Source organism: Anoxybacillus sp. PDR2 (genome assembly GCF_009834045.1).
Taxonomy (GTDB): domain Bacteria; phylum Bacillota; class Bacilli; order Bacillales; family Anoxybacillaceae; genus Anoxybacteroides; species Anoxybacteroides rupiense.
This window is the reverse complement of the sequence record NZ_CP047158.1, coordinates 2,883,312-2,904,805: the sequence shown is the minus strand read 5'-3', so window position 1 is coordinate 2,904,805 and position 21,494 is coordinate 2,883,312. Positions and strand designations below refer to the sequence as shown.

The following is a 21,494-nucleotide window of genomic DNA, read 5'->3' as shown; positions in this document are numbered from 1 at the left end:
CGTGAAAAAACTATGGATCATCATGCTCATAGCATTGTTATTAGGCGGCTGCTTTCCATCGAAGGAAGAAAAGCGGCAGCAATTGATTCAAGCGATTCAAAAGGGCGATATCCAAGCAGTCAAGCAATATATTGCCGAGGAAAAGGATGTCAATTTTAAGACAAAAAACGGGTCCCCTCTCGATATCGCGATGCAGCAAAACAAGAAACAGGTGGCTCTTGAGCTTTTGCAGGCGGGGGCGAAGTCGGCTTACATGCCGCTTCCTCCGCTTAGTTTTGTGATTGTTGCGACCTCTTCGCAAGGAGCTGAGCAAAACGGCGAGCTTGTCGAGAAGATGGCCAATCAGCGCACGGCAAAAGAGCGCGATCGCGATGGCAATACGCCGCTTCATTATGCCGCTGGCAGCGGCGAATTAGAATGGGTTCGGCTTCTTTATCAACAAGGAGCGGACGTCAATGCCGCCAATCAAAGCGGAACGACACCGTTAATGGTCGCCGCGCAAAGCGGACAGACGGAAATCGTTCAATTTTTACATGAGCACGGGGCGGACATTAACCATGCAGACAAAGAAGGGGAAACCGCTTTATTTCAAGCGGTGGCCGGAAATTACTTAGAAACGGTTCGCTATTTGCTAAAGGCACGGGCCGATGTCAATGCCAAGACGAAAATTGGCAAAACGGCGCTTATGATCGCAGCGGAGTACGGTTATGAACCGCTTGTATCCCTGCTTTTAGATCACGGAGCCGATGTGCGCGTCAAAGATCAAACCGGAAACACTGCTTTATCGTTAGCCACCTATTGGCATCATGAGAAAATTATTCAGCAATTAAAGCGAAAAGGAGCTCAGTAACCGAGCTCCTTTTATTTAACTTCAAGCTGATCGGGAATAACGGCTAGTTTTTTCACAAGCGGCAGCCCTAAGCCGCGATGAATAAAGACATTCATATCGTGATGAATAACAAATCTTGCTTGTTCCGCTTGCAGGTTCTCTGGCAGCGAAGGTTGGGTGAAGTCGATATTACGGCCGGTGTCTGACGTAGAGCCGCGGTAGGCGTTAATAACAAGGCCATTCGCATCGGTATTAGGAATGAGAGAGGATGTTCCCCGCGCAAAGATCCCGCCTTGAATATGAATATAAGAGCCGACAGCATATAAAATCGCATTGGAGTCCGTATAGAAGTACCCTTTTAAATTGGGCTTTGTCAATGAAAATTCATTTTGAAACTCGTTAATGCGGGCGATTTCCAACTCGTCTTTGGTCAATAAGACGACTTCTTTATCATTGATTCCAGAAATGGTAGCATTATAAATCGAAGTGTTTCCCATAACATAAATCGTTGAATCGAAGGCGACCGCTCCGCGAACAGCCAAATTTCCTAAAATAATCAGATTTCCTTTTATGGTAAGCTCTGTGGCTCCGCTGTTTTCCAAATAAGCGTTCCCATTGATAATCAGCCATTGATTCTCCTTCAACTCCAGGGTACTAAGATCCAAATATTCAGAAGAATATCCGTCGAGTAAAATCGATAGATTGCTATTATTGATAGCATCTGGAAGCTGTTGGATGTCATGAATAACGGTAAAGCGATTTTTTAATTCGCTTAATAGACGTGAAACCGGAAGCTGGATAAGCGATTGATATTGTGCCTGGGCAGTTAGATCCGGATCAAAGGCGTTAATGCCGGCAGCGCTTAATAGCTTATCTTTTAATGTAAAATCGAAGTCCACATCCATAAACTCCCCATCTTCTGTTTGGACGGATGGGCTTGTGTACTGGAACGGAAGGGAAGGATTAGCCGCAAAAAGCTCGCTTTTCGTAAATCCTGTTGAGGATGGCTGATAGCAGGCTGGCGCACTGTTTGACTGTTCGCACACATAGCGGTTTCCGTTGGCAAATAAAATGCTTGTTGGGCTCGTCGTTGGAAACGAAGTAAGCTGGCTGTACATTTGCGAGTTGTAAATATAATTGGCGACATTCGCCATATAAAAATCACGTCCGGCATAAATGTTTCCGTCAATATAGGCTCCGCCATTTAATGTCACATCCTGCCGCGAACCGATCGCATATTTTAAAAAGCTAGGCGTATTGGTGATAATGACCTGGCGCGATACCGTCCGCTTCCCTGCTGTTTTGGAAATGACGTATACTCGCGTAAATAGCTTGCTGCGATCAATTTCTTTCATTTCTGTAAGATCTTGAATGGATACTTTATACCGTCCACTTACCTGGTGAATAAATCCAGCTTGGACATTGCCTAAATCCATGTCAAGCTGTGCAGGGGTAGACAGTTGAAGATTTTCCACCTTTACTTTTATTTCGGCGATCGCTTCTTGAATGGATTTGGTCGCCTCATGAAGCGATTCGACATCCTCCACACGAATTTTCGTAAAGTTCGCTTGATACAAGCTGACAGATAGAATCGTCAAGCCAAGCATAAAAAAAATCGTGACAACGAGCATCGTGAGCACTAAGCTATAGCCTTTCTCGTTCATGGTTTCACTTCCTTATCAAAATCCAAATTCCGTTTTCAAGGTAAAGGGCTTGATGTAAAGCCTATCGCTAGGATCGGCGTGGTCATGATCCTGAACGGCAAGCATCAATGTGACAACACCGCTTCGGCAAATGCTTCCCTCTTCTTTCACACAGCTGTATGAAACGCGGGATTGGTTTGTAATAATGCGAAGCTGGTCGGAGCTGATTTTCGTGCCGTTTATAAACAGCGCCTCATTTTTCAACTCAATATTCAATAAGGCTCCTTGGTCTGTTGTGTGATCCTCGACCCAACCAACCTCTGAATTAATATTTTTTTGTTTATTATTGACAAATACGAGCTGGCCGTTTACGGTGCTGCTCTCAATCGTATCAATGCCATCAGGAGAAAATTGGTAGAGCTGATTCATCATCATGGCCACGACATAGTCGGCTTCGCTGCGCAGCTCGTTTTCGATGCCGATCCGCTTATAGGCGTTGATTCCGCTTAGCAGCACACCATAAATCGAAGCAAGGATGAAAGAAGAGATCGCCACTGCAGCTAGCACTTCGACTAACGATAATCCCCTGCTGTTTTTAACGAATGGTTTCATTTGCCACCACTCCTTCAAGCCACTCCGACTGCTCCCAGCTGTCTCCCCAGCGGACAATGACAACGATTTTTAATAAATAGTTTTGGAGATTGGAATCGTCATTTTCAATGGTTTCCTCTTGAAGCTTTTGCCGCAATGAGGGGGGGAACTCAGGTGGCGGCGCTTTTTTTAAGGCCTCCCATTGGTTGCTGTCATTATAAGGCATAAGAAATACACGAATGCGTTGTTCATTATATTGAACATTATTAATCATCGGCTGCAGCAACGCGCGGCAAACTTGTTGATCTTCAAAGAGCGATAGTTGGCATTTGGATCCATCAATGGTCGCATATGGTTCATTTGTACTGTTTTGTTCTTCTTGAACATATTGTTTAAGCGAAGAAAAATCAAGGTGCTCCATATATACTAGCACGCCGCGGGCGACGTTAATGGCTACCGTTTTATCTTGGTTGTATGCGGTATATTTCATCGCATGGGTAAAAAATAAAAAAATACCTGTGGCGGCTGCGGACAAAATGACAATGGATGCCAACACCTCAATTAAGGTGAATCCTTCCGATTGACAGGGTGGAATGAATTTCTTTTTTCCCATTTGGCACACCCTTCTTTTAAAATATATAACTTTATTATACAATATGTTAGAGTAAAATATTGTTTTATTTTTAGGGAATTTGTCGTAGCTTGTACCGAGAAACGGGGTGAAACATTGAAGTCGGTTTTCTTTATATTGATTGCGTTTGTCGTGGCTGTTCCCTTGTTATTGATGCTCCCCGTTGGTTTAAGCAGGAGCGGTAAGACAGCAGCGCTTGTCGTTTCTTTGTCGCTCGCGCTTTTGGCCGCCGCTGCTGCACCTATGTTTCCGTTCTGGCAGCTGTGCTTGCTGCTGTTGCTGCTTGCTTTAGCAGCGACCTATCTACTTGATCGGCGCTTTGGCCACCTTCTTTACGCCGTTGCGAAGGAAGAGGATGAAGATGAGTTATTTGCATTCGAGACGGAAAGAGAAAGGATGGCCAAAGCCCCAGCTGTCGATGAGAGAGAGAATGGGGAGAAAGAACTTTTGATGTCAACAGATCGTGAACAAAAATTTCCCGTTTGGCCGCCTGCTGATAGAGAAATAGAAGAGGGGCTGATAACGGGCAAAGAGACTGCAAGCAGCACAGAGGCGGAGCTGGATCATTGGCTGTTTGACGATGAGGAACCAAAAGAGGGACTTGAGGGGGAGGCAAATAAAAAAGAGAAATCGAGGGAAACAGCAAGTGAATTACCAGAGTGGCCATTGGGAAATGACCAAGTCGAGACTCGGCTGCCGATGGAATCAGAGCCGCTAGATTCATGGACTTTGGCTGATCAAGAGGCAAGCTCGCAAGAAGGGGACGCTCGGCCTGTTTGGACAGACGGAGAGATGGAAGAATGGATGGGGGCAGCTGAACAGCCGTCAAAGGAAACAGTGGAGAATGTGGAGCTAGATGATCGGGACGGAGGGCTGTTTCTGGATGAGGTGGAAGAAGAGCAAGCGTTTGGAGAAGGCGGGAAACTGGAAGAGGAAATATTTTTCGGTGAGGAAGCGGACAAAGAGAGAGCAACAGATTGGCTAAACCCGCTGGATACAACGTGGGAGGATGAATGGCTCGTTGCTGATCTCACAACAGTAGAAGACATGATCGAGGATGGGGGGCAACTGGGAAAACATCCAAGCACAGGCGATGCGTGGCTACACATGTCCCAAGATCAGCCGGAAGCGATCATGAACAATGAAACGGAGAGAGTGGCGGCGGAAAAAGAGCCGCTTGACGATGAGTCGTTTTTACGAGAAAAAAGTCCAGATTTTGCAGGCGGCTGGTCTTCTGCTTCTGAACAGCAAGGCTTGCAAGAGGAAGCGGAGCGGTCTTCACAAGACAAAGAAGAGCGAGCATTTGCTGAAGATTTCCCAATGATCCAAGAAGAATGGGGAGAAGCCCATCCGCATACAGAGCCGCTTGATCCAGCATCCCCAGAGGCATCAGATGCACGAAAGGTAAGCAGCCGCATCATCCAGACGTTGGCGGACGAATGGCTGCTCATTCGCCATCAGTTGAACAAGGATGAGTATGAACAGCAAATTTTGCAATGCCTGCAGCGGCCGCTCGCGGATCAAGAGTATTATTTGTTGGCGCGTCTGCTCGTGGAGCATTATTTGCAAGAAAAAGAATACGAGAAACTAGCCTCGTGGCTTGACCATTTGCGGGAGAGATTTTCCTCTTACCCGATTTTACTGGAAGAAATTCGCTTTTTTGCTCAGAAAATGAACGATTATAAATGAACAGGTGTGGTGAAGAGATGAAAACTAGTGCTCAAATCATAGGACTGCCGATTATAAGCATTGCAGATGGAGGACAAATCGGAACGGTCAAATTGCTCATCATCAATCCTGAAAAAGGATCTGTCGACTTTTTAACGATTGAACAAGAGGATGTGGCGTTTGGCTTAAAGGCGATTCCGTTTAAAAAAATCGTCGGCATCGGCGAATTTGCGGTAACAGTAGAGGATGATCGCGCGGTGATTGATCTGGCGGAAATCCCGATTGCCAACCAGCTCGTCAACAAACAAATCCGAATTAAAAATACAAAGGCCATGACCAGAAAAGGAGAATTGCTTGGTGAGGTAACGGAATTTTTCATCAATGACGAAACGGGAGAAATTATGGGCATCCACTTGCAAACAGAGGGGCGTCAGGCGATTCTGTCTTCTGAATGGGTACTCACGTATGGAAAGGATATTTTAATTGTCAGCGAAACCGCTCCGGGTTCTTTGCTTGATGATGCGAGCATGCTGGCTGAAAAAATAGAAGCGCCGATCCATGAGGCAAACGAAGCCGAGGCGGAAACAGCCGCAATAGAAGAAATAAAGGAACACAATGCGCTAAAAGCGCTGCGGGAAAAACAAATGGAGCTATTGCAGGGCAAGCGTGTGAAAAAGGATATTTTGGATCTTAATGGCCACATTTTAATCAAAGCCGGAACGATTTTAACCGCTGAGCATATTGTCAAGGCACAAACGGAAGGGCCAAGTGTGATGATCGATTTATCAATGAATGTGGATGCATAAGAAAAGGAGGCTTTCGATTGTGCGGCCATTAGCTGGGGTTAAGCTGTTTTTCGTCATCGGCGCTTGCACGGTCTATTTCATTAGTTTTGCACAAGCGGCTCCGTTTGTCTATTCATCCTATTTTGTCAAAGAAACGTTTGCTGCGAATACGATGGTTGGACCAGTGCTGCTTGCCAATTTATCCAAAGAAGAGGCGGTTCAGCGAATCGCGGAGAAAGTGAATCAGTGGAGAGATTCTGCCAATATAAAAATCGCGTATCAAGAAAAGACAGAAACGATTCCTTTGTCATTATTTTCATTCCAAGTTGAAAAAAGCGTCGATCAAGCTGTGGACGGACAAGCGTCACCACTTATTGTACAAATGAACGGCGAGTCGCTTTCACCCTTTATTGAGAAACTTGTAGCCCCGGCCTTATTGTCTTCGCTCAATCGCAAACAATTGGAGAAAGATATCGCTGCTGTGGCCTCCCAACTGCCGGCTAATCCTCCGGCGATCGATCTGGCCCGCTATGTAGATTCTCAGAAAACGGCGGAAACTATGCAGGTGAGCGAAGCGGTGATAAGCGACTTAGGCAAGCAACGCGCGGAAATAACCGCATGGATTGCCGACCATCCAACCATCGAAGTGAAAGGGAAAAGTGTTTTTTCACTCACGGCTTATTTACAAGGAAGCCTATCTCTAGATGGAATGAGTCTTCTTGCTTCCGCTATTTATCAGGCGGTTTTGCCGACGAACTTTACCATTGTCGAGCGCCATACGAGCCGCAGTTTGCCAAACGGCATTCCGATTGGCTATGAAGCAAAAGTAGATAAAGAGAACCGTGACTTCTCCTTTTATAATCCGAATATCAATTCATATACTTTGAAATTTCAGCAAACGGGCAGCGGCTTTCGCGTGACGCTGATGGGGCTTCCATTTGCTTATAAATATGTGATAAAAGTGGGGGACATCGAATATTTTGCACCGAAAACCATTGTGCAATATAGCTCGCGTTTCAAACCAAATGAACGTCAAATGAAACAGCAAGGCCAGCAAGGAATGCTTGTTAAAGTGAAAAAGGAAATATATGACGAAAACAATCAGTTGATCGAAGCAAAAGAGGTTTCCGAAGATTTTTATCCGCCGGTTTATGCCATTGAAGTCCGCGGGTTGGAGCTTGGAGATGATTTACCGCAAGATGCAGCCGATCAAGGGGCAAATGACGCTCTACAAAGCGGACAGCAACAGCAGCCAGCAAACGAAGAGGAACAAGAGCAAACGGAAAACAGCCAAAATCCAAGTAAACAAACTCCAAAAACGGCCGATGAGCAAAATGAGAACACGCCGTATGAAAAGTAGGGATGATGAGCATGAAAAAGCAAGAACGGAAGCGGCTAGGAGATTTATTAGTAGAAGCCGGGCTAATTACCCAAGCGCAGCTGGAGGAAGCGTTGAAGGAGAAGGCGCCTGGCCAGAAGCTGGGAGATGCGCTGCTGCAGCGCGGCTATATTACCGAACAGCAGCTCATCGAAGTGCTGGAATTCCAGCTTGGCATTCCGCATGTCAGTTTATATCGCTATCCGATTGATCCGAAGCTGACGAATCTCGTGGCGAAGGAGTTTGCGAAGCGCCATATGGTCATGCCTCTTAAGATTGATGGGGATCGTCTGCTTGTGGCAATGGCTGATCCGATGGATTTTTTTGTGATTGATGATTTGCGGCTCTCAACAGGATTTCATATTGAAACCGCCATTGCCTCCAAGGACGATATTTTGCGAGCTGTCAATAAATATTATGATATGGATGAATCGATTGAAGATTTTTTGCAGCTGGCCTCCACTCAAGATGAAATGGAAGAGGAGCGAGCGGCTGAAGAAGATTCGCCGATTGTCCGGCTTGTGAATCAAATATTGCAGCTGGCCGTTGAGCAGCGGGCGAGCGATATTCATATCGATCCTCAAGAAACGAAAGTGCTAATCCGCTATCGGATTGATGGAGTGCTGCGCACCGACCGCGCGCTTCCTAAGCATATGCAGAGCGTCTTAACAGCGAGAATAAAAATATTGGCAAATATGGATATAACCGAGCATCGCGTTCCACAGGACGGACGGATTAAAATGAATATAGATTTTCACCCCGTTGATTTGCGTGTTTCAACGCTGCCGACCGTCTATGGCGAAAAAATGGTCATGCGCGTTCTTGATTTAGGTGCAGCGTTAAACGATATTCATAAGCTTGGATTTAATCGGCTGAATTTGCAGCGCTTTATTGAACTGATTGAACGGCCGACAGGCATCGTGTTAATTACAGGGCCGACAGGATCAGGAAAATCTTCGACTTTGTATGCGGCGTTAAATCGCTTAAACAATGAGGAGGTCAATATTATCACGATTGAGGACCCAGTTGAATATCAGCTTGAAGGGATCAATCAGATCCAAGTGAACCCGAATGTCGGGCTTACCTTTGCCAACGGACTGCGCTCCATTTTGCGCCAAGACCCAAACATCATTATGGTGGGCGAAATTCGCGACCGCGAAACGGCCGAAGTGGCAATTCGGGCTTCATTAACAGGACATCTCGTATTAAGCACCTTGCATACAAATGACGCGCTAAGCACCATCACTCGGCTTATCGATATGGGAATTGAACCATTTCTTGTTGCGACATCGCTTGCGGGCGTGGTTTCGCAGCGGCTTGTCCGCCGCGTTTGCCGCGACTGCCAAGAGGAACAGGAGCCGACGAAGCGGGAAGTCGAGATTTTTGCGCGGCGCGGCATGAAAATCGAAAAATTAGTTCGCGGCCGCGGCTGTCCAACGTGCAATATGACAGGCTATAAAGGAAGAATGGCCATTCATGAATTATTGGTCATGACCGATGACATGCGGCGGGTCATTTTAAATCATGAACCGTTATCCAAGCTGCGTGAGCTGGCGGTCAAAAATAAGATGATTTTTTTGATTGACGACGGTTTATTCAAAGTGAAGCAGGGATGGACGACACTGGAAGAAGTTCTGAAAGTGGCGATTTTAAGTTAAAGGTGAGAAGGATGAAGCAACGATTAGACCGTTTATTGCGGACGGCTTTTGAAGCGAAGGCCTCCGATGTTCATTTAACGGTGGGCGTTCCGCCCATTATACGCATAAATGGAGAGTTAAAGCGATACGGACAGGAAGCGCTGCGTCCCGAGGATACGGAAGGAATAGCGAAAGCGATCATTTCCGAAACATTATGGCCGCGGTTTGAAGAACAAGGGGAGTTGGATTTTTCTTATGGAATTCCCGGGGTTTCCCGCTTTCGCGTGAATGTATTTAAACAGCGCTCCTGTATTTCGCTGGCGATTCGCATCATTCCAACAAGAATTCCAACGATTGATGAATTAAAGCTTCCCGAGGTGCTCAAGCAGGTTGCCGCCAAGCCTCAAGGGCTCGTCCTGGTCACGGGACCGACCGGCAGCGGAAAATCGACAACGCTAGCGGCGATGATTGACTACATGAACAAAACGATGAGGAAGCACATTATTACGCTTGAAGATCCGATTGAATATTTGCATAAGCATGGCGGCTGCATTATTGACCAGCGCGAGGTCGGATTTGATACGAACAGTTTTGCCAACGGATTGCGCGCAGCGCTGCGCCAAGATCCGGATGTGATTTTAGTCGGCGAAATGCGCGATCTCGAAACGATCCACACGGCGATTACCGCAGCGGAAACGGGCCATCTTGTTCTCGGCACGCTTCATACGTCGAATGCTCCGGCGACGATTGACCGCATCATCGATGTCTTTCCGCCTGCGCAGCAGGCGCAAATCCGCATTCAACTTGCGTCCGTTCTAGTGGCAGTAATTTCACAGCGTCTGTTTCCGAATGTGCAAAAAACGGGGCGGGTGGCTGTGACAGAAGTGCTGCTGAACAGCGCGGCGGTGGCGAATTTAATTCGCAATGAGAAGGTCCACCAAATCGTCAATGTGATGCAGACAAGCCGGGCATTAGGAATGCATACGCTCGCAGCGAGCATTAGAGAGCGGCTGCAGGCGGGAATGATTGCGAAGGAGGCCGCCGAGCCGTATTTGAGAGAGGAGCGGGGCGAATAACATGCCGCAATTTCAATATCAAGGCCGCGATATCAAAGGGAAGCGGCAAAGTGGAACCATTACGAGCCCGTCGAAGCGAGAGGCTGTGATGAAGCTTCGGCAAAAAGGCGTGAAGGTCGTTGAAATTCAAGAAGTGCCGGCGACGCTTTGGACAAAGGAAATCACCTTTGGCCAAAAAGTGAAGCTGCAGGATTTTTCCCTTTACTTGCGGCAATTTGCCACCCTGCTCAAAGCAGGGGTGTCGGTCGTCGATTCCACGAACATTTTGGCGAACCAAACAGACAGCAAATTATTAAAAAAAGCGCTCCTTGATGTGGAGGAAGAGCTGCGCGCCGGCAACCCGTTATCAGCGGCAACTGCCAAGCATCCGCGCGTGTTTCCGCCGATGTTTGTCAATATGATGCGAGCGGGCGAAGCGGGCGGAAATATGGACGAGACGCTGGAACGGCTTGCTGATCATTTCGAAAAAATGCATCGGACGCGGCAAAAAATGATATCGGCTTTAGCCTATCCGATTGCGGTCGCCATCATTGCCCTAGCGGTTGTCATTTTTTTGCTGATCGGCGTTGTGCCGACATTTGTGCAAATGTTTGCCGATTTTCATGCCGAGCTGCCGGCGATCACCAAATTTGTGCTCAAAGCGAGCGAGGTCATGCAAGTGTATTGGTGGCTTGTCGCGCTTGCGCTTGTCGGAGTATATGTGCTTTTTTCCGCGCTAAACAAGCGAAAAACAAGCAAATATTATATCGATTATGCGCTGCTTCGGCTGCCGATTTTCGGGAAGCTCATGCAAAAGGCGGCGCTGGCGCGGATGACGCGCACGCTCAGCTCGCTGTTTTCAAGCTCTGTGCCCATTTTGCAGGCGCTGTCGATCGTGGAAAAGGTGATTGAAAACGAGGTCATTGCGAAGGTGGTCAAAGAAGCGCGCGATGCGCTGGAGCGCGGGCAATCGCTGACGGAACCGATGAAAAATCATTGGGCGTTTCCGCCGCTGGTTACTCAAATGATTGCGATCGGCGAACAAACCGGGGCTCTTGATGCCATGCTCAGCAAAGTCGCTGATTTTTACGAAGCGGAGGTCGATGTCGGGACCGACCGTCTCAAATCGCTGATTGAGCCGCTGATGATCGTTCTTTTGGCGGGTATCGTTGGAACGATTGTCACCTCCATTATCGTCCCAATGTATGATATTTTTAATCATATCCAGCAATAAACATAAGAATTTGTTTCCATTGAACTTATAAATCCTGTAAAATAGTAGATAGAAAGACTTATACATTGAAAGAAAGGGAGAGGTAAATATGTTAAAGCGATGGTTAAAAAACGAGCGCGGGTTAACGCTTATCGAATTGCTGGCGGTCATCGTCATTTTAGGAATTATCGCAGCGATTGCGATTCCGAGTATTGGAGCAATTATTGACAATTCTAAGAAAGATGCACATATTGCTAATGCAAAACAGCTAGTAAATGCAGCGAGACTAGCAATAACGGCTGATTCATCAAACACGACCAAAACTAAGTTTACTATGAAAGAATTGATTGAGGGAGGATACTTAGAGAAAAATCCGAAATCTCCTGGAGATAGTGGGGATTATGACACCACAAATAGTTTTGTGACTGTAACAAAAGACACAAGTACAGGGAATTTAAGCTATACAGTCACTCTTGCTACAGGAGGAACCACCACATTTAAGTATATAGATAACGAGGATGCGGAAACTTTAAAACGAAGTGATGTATCACTCAAATAAAATAAAAAATAAAGAGCTAGTAGATAAATATGTTTATTATCATTTTACTTGACCATCTTTATGTTTTTTCTCTTGGTCTCCTCCTCGGCTCTTTCTTTAACGTTGTCGGTCTTCGCGTGCCGGTGGGGGAATCGATTGTCAAGCCCCGTTCGCATTGTCCGAGCTGCCAGCGCACGCTGACGGCTTGGGAGCTGATTCCGGTCGTTTCTTATCTTGTGCAGATGGGAAGATGCCGCGGCTGCGGCGCGCGCATTTCGCCGCTTTATCCGCTGATGGAATGGCTGACCGCTTGTCTTTTTACGCTTTCACCGCTTGTTTTAGGATGGTCGGCCGAATTGTTGGTGAGCTGGACGCTCATTTCTCTGTTTATGATTATCGTCGTTTCCGATCTTCGCTATATGATGATTCCTGATCGCATTTTACTGGTGTTTGCCGTTCTTTTTCTTATCGAGCGCGCCCTGCTCCCGCTTTCGCCGTGGTGGGATTCGCTGGTTGGCGCGTTCACCGGCTTTGTTGTTCTGCTGTTTGTAGCCGTTGCCAGCCGTGGCGGGATGGGCGGCGGCGATATTAAGCTATTTGCCTTGATCGGCTTTGTTGTCGGATGGAAAATGGTGCTTTTGGCGTTTTTCATCTCAACGCTTTATGGGACGGTATTCGGTTTGATTGGAATGGCGCTCGGCAAAGTCCGCCGTGGCCAGCCGATGCCATTTGGCCCTTATATTGCGCTCGGAACGTTGACGGTTTATTTTTTTGGACACGAAATCGTGGAATGGTATAAGCAATTGATTTTCTTTTAAGTGATGAGGGGAACAGCATGGATATGTTAAAGCTTTTAAAATGGCGCCATAAAATCGCGAATATGATCATCAAGGATCATGTGATCCGCTACGTAGAAGCGAAGCCTTCCGATCCGTTTTCCATTCATAAATGGGGCGAACGCGAGCTTCCAAGCGGGCTGATTCAGGACGGAAAAATACAAGATGAGGAAACACTTGAAATGATTTTGGAAGAATGCGTGCAGGAATGGAAGCTGAAAAACCGCCGCATCCGCTTTGTTGTCCCCGATGCCGTTGCTGTCATTCGGCGCATTTTTCTGCCGCATGATTTGCAGGAGGATGAAATTCGTGGCTATTTATTTATGGAGCTTGGAACGACGATTCATTTGCCGTTTGAGGATCCGGTGTTTGACTTCACGATTTTAGAGCATACGGATGAAAAGTGGACCATTTTATTGTTTGCCGCCCCTGAGGAGCTCGTGGCCCATTATGCCCGGCTTTTAGAAAAGGTCAAGCTTCGGCCGATAGCGGCGGATGTTTCGCCGCTGTGTGTTTACCGCTTGTTTTATGCGGCGGATCAGGTGGAGGAGAACGATCATTTGCTCATCGTGCAAATGGATGAAACCGCCGTGAATGTTAGCGCCTTTCACCGCCATATTCCGATTTTTATGCGCCAGCTGCTATTTGAGCCGCTTGAGGAAGCTGCGTCCGCTTCTCCAGTGCATATAGAGGAAATGTTTCAGCCGTTTGAGGACGTATATAAAGAAATTGAACGTGTTATGAGCTTTTATCACTTTTCGATTCAGCAAGGAAAGGAACAAATTAACCGGCTGCTATTGACAGGGGATCATCGTTATTTACCGCAAATTTATCAGTCGATGCAGGAACGTTTTGATATTCCTGTCGAGCAGCTGTCGCCATCGCTCGCGGCAGCCGTTGACTGGCGCTATCATTTGGCGTGGGGACTTGGATTAAAAGAGGGAACGAACTATGCTCATCGACGTTAATTTATTGCCAAAGAAAGAACCGAAAAATGCCGTATTTCTGATTGTGGCTATATTGCTGCTTGCGGTGCTCGCGGCGGCAGGCGCGTTTTTTTATTGGTCCGTGCAAAAAGCGGAGTCGGAAATGAATCAGCTTACGCAGGAATTAAAGCAAACGCGCGCTCTTGAAGCGGCCGAGCAGCAAAAGCTTGCTGATGCCGAACCGGTGCAAGAGGTGGAAGAATTGCAAAAGACGGTGGAGTGGGCAAAGCAATATCCATTGAAAACGGTCCTTCTTTTGCAAAATATGGCCAAGCTTTTGCCGGAGCGCGGCTTTCTCATGAATTTCTCCTACTCGGAGGACACAACCGTATCGATCACCGTGCAGTTCGATACGAGTGAAGATGCGGCTTATTATTTAAAGCGTTTGTCAGATGCGCCGTTTGTGGCAAACGTGCAACTCAAAAGCGTTGCGGCCGCCAATCAAGGAGACAATGGATCGGCAGACAGCAGTCCAGAGGAGGCTGCGGATGCAGCCGAAGGAAAGAAAATCGCGCCTCGCTATCTTGCGCAATATGAGCTGCGAATCAATAAAGAGGCTCTAAAAGACGAAAAGGAGAATCAACCATGATCGTCCGTTTTTCGAAGCGCCAGCTGCTAGTTTCGCTTTTGGCACTGGTGCTTGTCGGCACATCTGTCGTCCTGCTTTATTTTTACACGTTGAAGCCGCTTTACAGCCGCCTCGGGGAGTTAAGAACGACGGTTGAAAATGAAAAGAAGCTGCTCGCTACGATGCAGACGCAAGCGGAGCAGCAACAGACGGACCGGACAGCCAGCGTGGTTGAACTGCAAAAAAAAGTGCCCGTCAAACCGCTCGTGGAGCAGCTGATCCTTGATTTAGAAAAAGCGGAGGTTCTGTCGGACAGTTTGATTTCCGGCATGTCTTTTAATGAAGAAGCGGATGTCAATGGGCAGCCGCCAGCCGATAGCGCACAGGGGCAAGAAAATGGAACACAGGCCCATACAGGGGGGCAATCGGCAGCTCAAAAAACGGATTCTGCTGCCCCTTCTTTGCCGCAAGGATTAAAAAAAGTAACGGCTCAGCTTACGGTGCAATCCCCGTCTTACTATCATTTGGAAAGGTTTTTACAAACGCTTGAGAAGCTTGACCGCATCGTTTCTGTTGAAACGCTATCTTTTTCGGGAAATCCAGAGCTGACATCGATTGACACACAGACCGAGCCGTTAACCTACTCATTGACGATCAGCGCTTTTTACCATCCTGGATTAGCGAAACTGCAAAAACAAACACCGCCGCTTGACGTTCCTTCCCCAAGCGGAAAGCGGAATCCATTGACTGAACTGCTGCCGGATGATGGCGATGAGGAACGATAAGCATTTGCGCCTGCTGCGGGCAAACCGGGGAATGACGTTAATAGAATTGCTGGCAGTGATCGTGATTTTAGGAATCGTTGCGTCCATTGCCGTCATTGTCATGTTTCATATCATTGAGAAATCGCGGCAGCAGGCGTTCGTTTCGAACGCGTTTGCTCTTTATGAAGCCGCCCGTCTTCGTGTCAGCGCAGGAAATGTCGAATTTTTAGCGCCTGAAACTTCTGAAATGCTGACGTATAAGCAACTTGTCGCAGACGGTGTGCTTGAGCCGGTTCGCGATCCGTTTACCGGCCGCGTGCTGTCAACAGACCATAATCCTTCCTATGTGCTCGTCCGAAAAAGCGCGGATGGCCATCTTCAGTACGCGGTTTGTTTAAAGGGGGAAACAAAGCAGCTTTGCTCTTACAGCGATACGCAAGAGGAAATACCGGTGAAGGAGCTGTCTGTCTCGCTCATTACCGATATTCGATAGAACGAAATTTGGCGAAAACCTTCGAGAACAAGACGACAAATGTCTTGTTCTTTTTTGTTTCCAGTATGATAAGATGGGCAAAGAATGGAAGAAACGGGGATGATAGAATCATGGACAAGCACGACAAAGAAATAAAAGTCAAGATCAATGGAAAAGAGCAGTCATTTATGATGGAAAAATCGACAAGCCTCCCATTGCCGGAAGCGGAGGTCAGTGCAACGAAGGAGGAATTCTCCATTTCTCCGATTGCCTCTTTCTCCGGCGAAAACAGCAAACCGAAACGGGCGGCATGGGGACGCTTCACTCATGGGCGCGCCAAATCAGCCATTTTGGCTATTTTATTAGCGGTCATCGTCGGGACAAGCTTTGGCTTGGTCGTTCTTTATGCCATTCCTAAACCAAAAGAAACCGCTTCGGTGGACGATAATGGCTCGGCTATTTCGCTAGAGCAAACACAATCTCAAGAAAAGACAGCCCCTTCTTCAACGGAACCGACGTCAACATCGTCAGCCTCATTGACCGTGAGCGTCATTCAGGCAGGGGTGTTTAGTGACGAAAAAGCGGCAAAGGCCTATGCTCAAAAGCTGCAATCTTCTAATCTCCCAGCTGTTTTAATTGGAAAAAATCCGACATCCGTATTCATTGGTGTGGGAAAAGACAAGCCGTCACTTAGCCTTCTGAATGACCTGTACAAGCAAAAGGGAGCCGATACGTATATCAAGTCGATGTCTGTTCAGCGAGTGAAACACTCCTCATGGCAATCATTTTATCAAGAGCTGGCGACGTTATCTGTGCAATTGCTAGAGAAAAAAGAAGCGAGTGATGGACAGTGGGAATCATTGCAAAAAAAATATAAACAGCTGCAAGCTTCAGATGCCTCCAGTGATCAAGTATGGAAGTCGATCGAGAATGCGTATTTGTCGTTAATCGCCTATCGCGAGAAAAAGGATGATGCTTTGTTATGGAAGACGCAGCAGCAATTGCTGGATCTATTAAAATGACAGAAAAGCGGACGGGTCAGCCTCTCCGCTTTTTTTGCTTGAAAATAGTTCTGCCATGATTGGCAGTCACTGTTCTATGAGCGAATAAAATAAAACAAAGACTTGCCTGGCTTTCGACTTTTCATACGAATAGGCGACAAATGTCGCCAGACCGCTTTGGCCGCCGATTTTCCAGGCGTCTTTTAGGCTGCGTTAATGATCGATGGAAGCTCCCCCATCTTTTTAAATAAAAAAATTGTGTCGAATTGTGAATTTTGGTACGATACAGGTGTATCTTCCGATTTGAAACGAAGAAAAAGGATGGGATGGTAGATGAAGCTGATACTTGCCTCAAGTTCTCCTCGGCGCAAACAACTGCTGAATATGGCGGGCCTCCATTTTGATATCCTCGCTAGCGAAATCGATGAGCACATCCAAGCCAACCAAACACCAGAAGAAATGGTTCAATCGCTTGCTTATCAAAAAGCGAAAGAAGTGCAGCGGAAGCATCCAGATGCCTATGTCATCGGTGCAGATACGATTGTCGTGCATGAAGGGCAGGCGCTGGGCAAGCCAAAAACAAAGCAAGAAGCATTTGAGATGCTGAATAGGCTATCTGGGCAAACTCATGAAGTGTTTACAGGAGTAGCGATTCTTTCACCAGAAAAAGAAACGGTTTTTGCTGAGCGCACAGCCGTCACGTTTTGGGATATGACAAAAGAAGAAATTTGGGAGTACATCGAAACAGGAGAGCCGATGGATAAATCAGGTGCATACGGCATTCAAGGGAAGGGAGCTTTGTTTGTGAAACAGATCGTAGGAGATTATTTTTCTGTTGTGGGACTTCCGCTTTCCCGAACGATTCGTGAGCTGAAAAAGCTTGACTGGAAACAAGAAGAAAGGAATGGTGAGTAAAAAGCAATGACGCTGATGATTCGTGACGTTCCAAAGGAAGCGCGTCCGCGCGAACGCCTTCTATTTAACGGCCCGGAAAGCCTGTCTAATCAGGAACTGCTGGCGCTCTTATTGCGTACCGGAACAAAGTCTGAATCGGTGCTTGAGCTTGCCCAACGGCTGCTCCATCGTTTTGAAGGGCTGCGTCTGCTGAAAGAGGCAACAATTGAAGAAATCACCAACATTAAAGGAATCGGCAAAGCAAAGGCGGTGCAAATTTTAGCCGCCATTGAATTGGGCCGCCGGATAGGACGGCTCAGCTACGATGAACGATATGTGATTCGTTCGCCGGAAGATGGGGCAAAATACCTCATGGATGATCTGCGCTTTTTATCACAAGAGCATTTTGTCGCCATTTACTTAAATACCAAAAACCAAGTGATCCATCGAAAAACCGTGTTTATCGGCAGTTTGAATGCCTCTATTGTCCATCCCCGCGAAGTGTTTAAAGAAGCGATCAAACGATCTGCCGCTTCTATTATTTGCGCCCATAATCATCCTTCAGGAGACCCAACTCCGAGCCGCGAAGATGTGGAAGTGACAAAACGCCTTGTCGAATGCGGCCGAATCATGGGAATCGAACTTTTAGACCACTTAATCATTGGCGATCAAAAGTTCATCAGTTTGAAAGAAAAAGGATATATGTAAGTAGTTCTCTTTTTTTGTCGAATGAGTTATAATAACAGTTATGAGTTTTTCTTCGCCATGCTGTACAAATTTGGAATGACGAATAAAATCGAAAAATGAGTATAAAAATTAGCATTTCGTTTCAGAAAGGAAGATACAAATTATGTTTGGATTAGGAACAAGAGATCTTGGAATCGACTTAGGAACAGCCAATACTCTTGTATATGTGAAAGGAAAAGGCATTGTTGTCAGAGAACCGTCAGTCGTTGCATTGCAAAAGGACACAAAACAAATTGTGGCAGTCGGAAATGAAGCGAAAAACATGATCGGCCGGACTCCGGGCAACGTTGTCGCTTTGCGTCCAATGAAGGACGGAGTCATCGCTGATTATGAAACGACCGCGATTATGATGAAATACTACATTAACCAAGCAACCAAAAATAAAGGATTTTTGGCTGGAAAACCTTATGTGATGGTATGTGTGCCCTACGGCATCACAGCTGTTGAGGAGCGGGCGGTGATTGATGCCACGCGTCAAGCTGGGGCACGTGATGCGTATACTATTGAAGAGCCATTTGCCGCAGCGATCGGCGCCAACTTGCCGGTATGGGAGCCGACTGGAAGCATGGTCGTCGACATTGGCGGCGGTACAACAGAGGTTGCGGTCATTTCTCTCGGCGGGATCGTTACGAGCCAATCGATCCGAATTGCTGGAGACGAGATGGATGAGTCGATTATCCAATATATCCGCAAAACATACAATCTCATGATCGGGGAGCGGACGGCGGAAGCGATTAAAGTCGAAATAGGGTCCGCCGGAACCCCAGAAGGAATTGGCACGATGGAAATCCGTGGGCGCGATTTGCTAACAGGATTGCCAAAAACGATTGAAATCAGCGCGGAAGAAATTGCGGAAGCGCTACGCGACACAGTCTATGCCATTGTGGATTCGGTGAAAAATACATTGGAGAAAACGCCGCCGGAGCTGGCTGCTGATATTATGGACCGCGGAATTGTGCTGACAGGGGGCGGTGCCTTGCTGCGCAATCTTGACAAAGTCATCAGCAAGGAAACGGAGATGCCTGTGATTGTAGCGGAAAATCCGCTTGATTGTGTTGCGATCGGGACAGGAAAAGCGTTAGACCATATTCATCTATTTAAAAACAAAGCGAAAAGCCATCGCTAATTGCAAGAGGTGTAAATCATGCCACAATTCTTTTTAAACAAACGACTGATTTTATTGCTTGTCAGCATTATTTTTCTCGTGGCATTGATTGGTTTTTCCTTGAAAGACCGGAAAGAGTTGACATGGTCTGAGCAATTCGTAAAAGATACAACCGGTTTTGTCCAGCTTTTGTTCCATAAGCCCGCACAGCTCGTTGCGGGCTTCTTTGAGAATGTTCAAGACATCAAGAATACATACAAGGAAAACAAGATACTCAAAGAGCGGCTTGAAGAATATGTGATGCTGGAAGCAGAAGTTCAAACTTTAAAGAAGGAAAACGAGGAGCTTCGTGCGATCTTAAAGAAAAAAGAAAGCTTGCGTGATTTTGTTGCCATTCACGCGACCGTTATCGGACGGAATCCTGAGCGCTGGCAGGAAACAATTATTATCAATAAGGGCGAGCAGCAAGGCGTGAAAAAGGATATGGCTGTCATTACGCCTGGAGGATTGATCGGAAAAGTCCAGCATGCTGCACAATTTACAGCTACCGTTCAACTTTTAAGCTCTATTGATCGGAAAAACTTTATTTCCGCTTACGTCCAAACGAAGAATGAAAGTGTGTTCGGCTTGATTGAAGGCTATGATGAAAAACGCAAGTCCTTGCTTTTAAAACAAGTGCCATTTGATGCGAAAATTGAGAAAAAGCAATTGGTCATGACATCAGGGCTTGGCGGCATTTTTCCAGAAGGTCTCCCGATCGGCGAAGTGGAAGAGGTCGTGCCGGACCAATACGGTTTAACCAAAATGGTGTATGTCAAACCGGCTGCAAACTTTTATGATATTGACGATGTCATTGTCGTCAAACGAAAAATAGACGCTGCGCAAGAAGAGGAGGAAGCAAAGTGAAAAAGCTGTTTCTTCCTTTTCTCGCCATTGTGATTTTTATGAGCGAAAGCATTTTAGTCGATTTATGGCCGAAAAATGAATGGTATCAAGATTATTTATTTGCTCCCCGTTTTCTGTTTGTTTTTATTTTATTGATTACCGTGTATGTCACGCGAACTTATGGAATGATTTATGGTTTTATCTTCGGACTGCTGTATGATGTTGTTTATACAGAAATTCTTGGAGTGTACGCGTTCGCGTTTACTTTAATGGCCTATGTGATGGAAAAAGCTATGAAAATCTTTCATAATCATCTAGCCGTTACTTGTTTTCTCAGTATGCTGGCCATTATGATGCTGGAATTTTATGTTTATGGTATTCAACTGCTAATTGGAAAAACCGATATGCCGATTGACCAATTTAATTCACACCGCCTTTTGCCAACGTTGCTGATCAATGTCATTTTTCTTTTTCTTTTTTCTTATCCGCTAAAGCAATGGCTGCTGAAATTTGGACGTGACGAGCGGGAAGAATGAAAAGGAAAATAGGCGGGGGTTGTAGAATTATTCGTTGAGGTGAACGTTGTGAATAGGCAAAAACAACCATATGTCACGATGAAGGGAACGAAAGATGGGCTGACGTTGCATCTCGATGATATGTGCTCCTATGATGATTTAATTGCGGAGTTGGATGAAAAGCTAATGATCAATGAGAATAAGGATTTTGACGGACCGCTCGTTTCTGTTCATCTTAAGCTTGGAAACCGCTATTTAACGCCGGAGCAGGAGGAAGAATTGCGCGCGCTTATCCGGGCGAAAAAGAATTTAGTCGTTGCTTCGATTGACAGCAATGTCATGACGAAGGAAGAAGCGATTGAATGGAAGCAGAAAACAGAAATCGTTTCTGTTGCCAAAATCGTCCGTTCCGGGCAAGTGCTTCATGTGCATGGCGATTTACTGCTAATAGGCGATGTCAATCCAGGGGGAACGGTTATTGCTGGAGGCAATATTTTTATTCTTGGAGCGTTAAGAGGCATTGCGCATGCGGGATGCTACGGCAATAAGGAGGCTGTGATTGCGGCGTCTGTGATGAAGCCGATGCAGCTGCGCATTAGCGATGTGATGAATCGCGCTCCGGATTATAAAGTCGACGAACAAAATGAAATGGAATGTGCCTACATTGACGACAATGACCAAATTGTTGTCGATCGCTTACAGCTACTTATGCATCTTCGACCGACTTTAACACGGTTAGAAAGGAGATTTTAG

At 46.5% G+C, this 21,494-nt stretch carries 23 protein-coding genes; 20 read left to right on the top strand and 3 right to left on the bottom strand.

Annotated elements, in window-relative coordinates; all coding sequences use genetic code 11:
* Window position 1 precedes the first annotated feature (1 nt).
* On the top strand, window positions 2-850 hold the full coding sequence (locus tag GRQ40_RS14020) for an ankyrin repeat domain-containing protein (protein ID WP_159720217.1): 849 nt from the start codon (window positions 2-4) through the stop codon (window positions 848-850).
* 11 nt (window positions 851-861) lie between these two features.
* Here the strand turns inward: GRQ40_RS14020 and GRQ40_RS14015 are convergent, their stop codons facing one another.
* From GRQ40_RS14015 to GRQ40_RS14005, 3 genes are read right to left on the bottom strand one after another with little or no spacing between them, the layout of a single operon-like run.
* The gene (locus GRQ40_RS14015; protein ID WP_159720216.1) at window positions 862-2,493 is read right to left on the bottom strand and encodes a hypothetical protein; all 1,632 of its coding nucleotides are present in this window, start codon (window positions 2,491-2,493) and stop codon (window positions 862-864) included.
* Between the two features lie 15 nt (window positions 2,494-2,508).
* Window positions 2,509-3,084 (bottom strand): PulJ/GspJ family protein, encoded by a 576-nt coding sequence (locus tag GRQ40_RS14010; protein WP_159720215.1) that lies wholly within the window; start codon window positions 3,082-3,084, stop codon window positions 2,509-2,511.
* Complete coding sequence (locus tag GRQ40_RS14005) at window positions 3,068-3,676, bottom strand: type IV pilus modification PilV family protein (RefSeq protein WP_159720214.1); 609 nt, start codon at window positions 3,674-3,676, stop codon at window positions 3,068-3,070. Before GRQ40_RS14005 ends, GRQ40_RS14010 begins: the two co-directional genes overlap by 17 nt.
* A gap of 114 nt (window positions 3,677-3,790) precedes the next feature.
* Here GRQ40_RS14005 and GRQ40_RS14000 point away from each other — a divergent pair, with 114 nt between their 5' ends.
* From GRQ40_RS14000 to minC, 19 genes are all read left to right on the top strand, one after another.
* On the top strand, window positions 3,791-5,383 hold the full coding sequence (locus GRQ40_RS14000) for a putative sodium/potassium/calcium exchanger (protein WP_159720213.1): 1,593 nt from the start codon (window positions 3,791-3,793) through the stop codon (window positions 5,381-5,383).
* A 17-nt stretch (window positions 5,384-5,400) separates the two neighbouring features.
* Entirely contained in the window at window positions 5,401-6,168 is a 768-nt protein-coding gene (locus tag GRQ40_RS13995; protein WP_159720212.1) for a PRC-barrel domain-containing protein, read from the top strand.
* A 19-nt stretch (window positions 6,169-6,187) separates the two neighbouring features.
* Window positions 6,188-7,507 carry a VanW family protein gene (locus GRQ40_RS13990; protein ID WP_159720211.1) on the top strand — a complete coding sequence of 440 codons (1,320 nt, stop codon included), beginning with the start codon at window positions 6,188-6,190 and terminating at the stop codon, window positions 7,505-7,507.
* Window positions 7,508-7,518: 11 nt separating this feature from the next.
* Window positions 7,519-9,183, top strand: a complete 1,665-nt coding sequence (locus tag GRQ40_RS13985; RefSeq protein WP_159720210.1) for a GspE/PulE family protein — start codon at window positions 7,519-7,521, stop codon at window positions 9,181-9,183.
* An 11-nt stretch (window positions 9,184-9,194) separates the two neighbouring features.
* A complete protein-coding gene (locus GRQ40_RS13980; protein ID WP_044742922.1) occupies window positions 9,195-10,238 on the top strand; it encodes a type IV pilus twitching motility protein PilT in 1,044 nt (347 codons plus the stop codon).
* Window position 10,239: 1 nt separating this feature from the next.
* On the top strand, window positions 10,240-11,451 hold the full coding sequence (locus tag GRQ40_RS13975; RefSeq protein WP_159720209.1) for a type II secretion system F family protein: 1,212 nt from the start codon (window positions 10,240-10,242) through the stop codon (window positions 11,449-11,451).
* Between the two features lie 88 nt (window positions 11,452-11,539).
* Window positions 11,540-11,989 carry a prepilin-type N-terminal cleavage/methylation domain-containing protein gene (locus tag GRQ40_RS13970; RefSeq protein ID WP_159720208.1) on the top strand — a complete coding sequence of 150 codons (450 nt, stop codon included), beginning with the start codon at window positions 11,540-11,542 and terminating at the stop codon, window positions 11,987-11,989.
* 29 nt (window positions 11,990-12,018) lie between these two features.
* On the top strand, window positions 12,019-12,786 hold the full coding sequence (locus tag GRQ40_RS13965; RefSeq protein ID WP_159720207.1) for a prepilin peptidase: 768 nt from the start codon (window positions 12,019-12,021) through the stop codon (window positions 12,784-12,786).
* Window positions 12,787-12,803: 17 nt separating this feature from the next.
* Window positions 12,804-13,772, top strand: coding sequence for a type IV pilus biogenesis protein PilM (pilM, locus tag GRQ40_RS13960; protein ID WP_159720206.1), 969 nt, complete (start codon window positions 12,804-12,806; stop codon window positions 13,770-13,772).
* A complete protein-coding gene (locus tag GRQ40_RS13955; protein ID WP_159720205.1) occupies window positions 13,756-14,379 on the top strand; it encodes a PilN domain-containing protein in 624 nt (207 codons plus the stop codon). Before pilM ends, GRQ40_RS13955 begins: the two co-directional genes overlap by 17 nt.
* Window positions 14,376-15,143: a pilus assembly protein PilO gene (locus GRQ40_RS13950; RefSeq protein WP_159720204.1), complete on the top strand. Its 768-nt coding sequence runs from the start codon at window positions 14,376-14,378 to the stop codon at window positions 15,141-15,143. The genes GRQ40_RS13955 and GRQ40_RS13950 overlap by 4 nt, the downstream gene beginning before the upstream one ends.
* The gene (locus tag GRQ40_RS13945) at window positions 15,130-15,615 is read left to right on the top strand and encodes a type II secretion system protein (RefSeq protein ID WP_236546341.1); all 486 of its coding nucleotides are present in this window, start codon (window positions 15,130-15,132) and stop codon (window positions 15,613-15,615) included. The genes GRQ40_RS13950 and GRQ40_RS13945 overlap by 14 nt, the downstream gene beginning before the upstream one ends.
* Window positions 15,616-15,725: 110 nt before the next feature.
* Window positions 15,726-16,616: a hypothetical protein gene (locus tag GRQ40_RS13940; protein WP_159720203.1), complete on the top strand. Its 891-nt coding sequence runs from the start codon at window positions 15,726-15,728 to the stop codon at window positions 16,614-16,616.
* Window positions 16,617-16,928: 312 nt separating this feature from the next.
* Complete coding sequence (locus tag GRQ40_RS13935; RefSeq protein ID WP_159720202.1) at window positions 16,929-17,510, top strand: Maf family protein; 582 nt, start codon at window positions 16,929-16,931, stop codon at window positions 17,508-17,510.
* A 6-nt stretch (window positions 17,511-17,516) separates the two neighbouring features.
* Window positions 17,517-18,197 carry a RadC family protein gene (gene radC / locus GRQ40_RS13930; protein WP_066146189.1) on the top strand — a complete coding sequence of 227 codons (681 nt, stop codon included), beginning with the start codon at window positions 17,517-17,519 and terminating at the stop codon, window positions 18,195-18,197.
* 142 nt (window positions 18,198-18,339) lie between these two features.
* Window positions 18,340-19,362 (top strand): rod shape-determining protein, encoded by a 1,023-nt coding sequence (locus GRQ40_RS13925; protein ID WP_044742911.1) that lies wholly within the window; start codon window positions 18,340-18,342, stop codon window positions 19,360-19,362.
* Window positions 19,363-19,380: 18 nt separating this feature from the next.
* On the top strand, window positions 19,381-20,247 hold the full coding sequence (mreC, locus tag GRQ40_RS13920) for a rod shape-determining protein MreC (protein ID WP_080862139.1): 867 nt from the start codon (window positions 19,381-19,383) through the stop codon (window positions 20,245-20,247).
* Window positions 20,244-20,762, top strand: coding sequence for a rod shape-determining protein MreD (gene mreD, locus GRQ40_RS13915; protein WP_044742909.1), 519 nt, complete (start codon window positions 20,244-20,246; stop codon window positions 20,760-20,762). The genes mreC and mreD overlap by 4 nt, the downstream gene beginning before the upstream one ends.
* A gap of 78 nt (window positions 20,763-20,840) precedes the next feature.
* Window positions 20,841-21,494 carry a septum site-determining protein MinC gene (minC, locus tag GRQ40_RS13910; protein ID WP_221212047.1) on the top strand — a complete coding sequence of 218 codons (654 nt, stop codon included), beginning with the start codon at window positions 20,841-20,843 and terminating at the stop codon, window positions 21,492-21,494.

What these genes read in the sequence shown, in the direction of transcription:
- GRQ40_RS14015 (WP_159720216.1), bottom strand. Translation starts at nt 2,493, where the DNA reads ATGAACGAGAAAGGCTATAGCTTAGTGCTCACGATGCTCGTTGTCACG.
- GRQ40_RS14010 (WP_159720215.1), bottom strand. Translation starts at nt 3,084, where the DNA reads ATGAAACCATTCGTTAAAAACAGCAGGGGATTATCGTTAGTCGAAGTG.
- GRQ40_RS14005 (WP_159720214.1), bottom strand. Translation starts at nt 3,676, where the DNA reads ATGGGAAAAAAGAAATTCATTCCACCCTGTCAATCGGAAGGATTCACC.
- GRQ40_RS13995 (WP_159720212.1), top strand. Translation starts at nt 5,401, where the DNA reads ATGAAAACTAGTGCTCAAATCATAGGACTGCCGATTATAAGCATTGCA.
- GRQ40_RS13985 (WP_159720210.1), top strand. Translation starts at nt 7,519, where the DNA reads ATGAAAAAGCAAGAACGGAAGCGGCTAGGAGATTTATTAGTAGAAGCC.
- GRQ40_RS13980 (WP_044742922.1), top strand. Translation starts at nt 9,195, where the DNA reads ATGAAGCAACGATTAGACCGTTTATTGCGGACGGCTTTTGAAGCGAAG.
- GRQ40_RS13975 (WP_159720209.1), top strand. Translation starts at nt 10,240, where the DNA reads ATGCCGCAATTTCAATATCAAGGCCGCGATATCAAAGGGAAGCGGCAA.
- GRQ40_RS13970 (WP_159720208.1), top strand. Translation starts at nt 11,540, where the DNA reads ATGTTAAAGCGATGGTTAAAAAACGAGCGCGGGTTAACGCTTATCGAA.
- GRQ40_RS13965 (WP_159720207.1), top strand. Translation starts at nt 12,019, where the DNA reads ATGTTTATTATCATTTTACTTGACCATCTTTATGTTTTTTCTCTTGGT.
- pilM (WP_159720206.1), top strand. Translation starts at nt 12,804, where the DNA reads ATGGATATGTTAAAGCTTTTAAAATGGCGCCATAAAATCGCGAATATG.
- GRQ40_RS13955 (WP_159720205.1), top strand. Translation starts at nt 13,756, where the DNA reads ATGCTCATCGACGTTAATTTATTGCCAAAGAAAGAACCGAAAAATGCC.
- GRQ40_RS13950 (WP_159720204.1), top strand. Translation starts at nt 14,376, where the DNA reads ATGATCGTCCGTTTTTCGAAGCGCCAGCTGCTAGTTTCGCTTTTGGCA.
- GRQ40_RS13945 (WP_236546341.1), top strand. Translation starts at nt 15,130, where the DNA reads ATGAGGAACGATAAGCATTTGCGCCTGCTGCGGGCAAACCGGGGAATG.
- GRQ40_RS13940 (WP_159720203.1), top strand. Translation starts at nt 15,726, where the DNA reads ATGGACAAGCACGACAAAGAAATAAAAGTCAAGATCAATGGAAAAGAG.
- GRQ40_RS13935 (WP_159720202.1), top strand. Translation starts at nt 16,929, where the DNA reads ATGAAGCTGATACTTGCCTCAAGTTCTCCTCGGCGCAAACAACTGCTG.
- radC (WP_066146189.1), top strand. Translation starts at nt 17,517, where the DNA reads ATGACGCTGATGATTCGTGACGTTCCAAAGGAAGCGCGTCCGCGCGAA.
- GRQ40_RS13925 (WP_044742911.1), top strand. Translation starts at nt 18,340, where the DNA reads ATGTTTGGATTAGGAACAAGAGATCTTGGAATCGACTTAGGAACAGCC.
- mreC (WP_080862139.1), top strand. Translation starts at nt 19,381, where the DNA reads ATGCCACAATTCTTTTTAAACAAACGACTGATTTTATTGCTTGTCAGC.
- minC (WP_221212047.1), top strand. Translation starts at nt 20,841, where the DNA reads ATGAAGGGAACGAAAGATGGGCTGACGTTGCATCTCGATGATATGTGC.